Origin of the sequence: Bartonella queenslandensis AUST/NH15, from assembly GCF_000312585.1 — a bacterium.
In the GTDB taxonomy this organism is placed as follows: domain Bacteria; phylum Pseudomonadota; class Alphaproteobacteria; order Rhizobiales; family Rhizobiaceae; genus Bartonella; species Bartonella queenslandensis_A.
Genome location: NZ_HE998066.1, coordinates 1 through 276, shown reverse-complemented (window position 1 = coordinate 276; position 276 = coordinate 1). Strand labels below are relative to the sequence as shown.

Sequence of the window (276 nt, the reverse complement as noted above, 5' to 3'; positions counted from 1 at the left end):
ACTCCCGGAATACCAATGCGAGGGCGCTCGCAACCGGAGGGGGCACAAAGTGCAGACTAAAAATCCACATTTTAACGACATTGCAATAGGGCGAAAAATTCGCTTCAGAAGAGAAATGTTGAAAATGTCTCAAAAACAACTAGGGCACCGCTTAGGAGTGACCTTCCAACAAATCCAAAAGTATGAAAAAGGCTCCAATCGTGTTGGTGCAGGGCGCTTACAAGAAATTGCTGATATACTGGATGTCTCTATTTTCTTTTTTTACTCGGATATTTC

General features: G+C 43.1%; 1 protein-coding gene. It reads left to right on the top strand.

From position 1 onward, the window contains the following. Positions 1-49: 49 nt before the first annotated feature. Positions 50-276: helix-turn-helix domain-containing protein (locus BN338_RS09380; RefSeq protein ID WP_039761507.1), on the top strand; the 227-nt coding region annotated here is incomplete at its 3' end.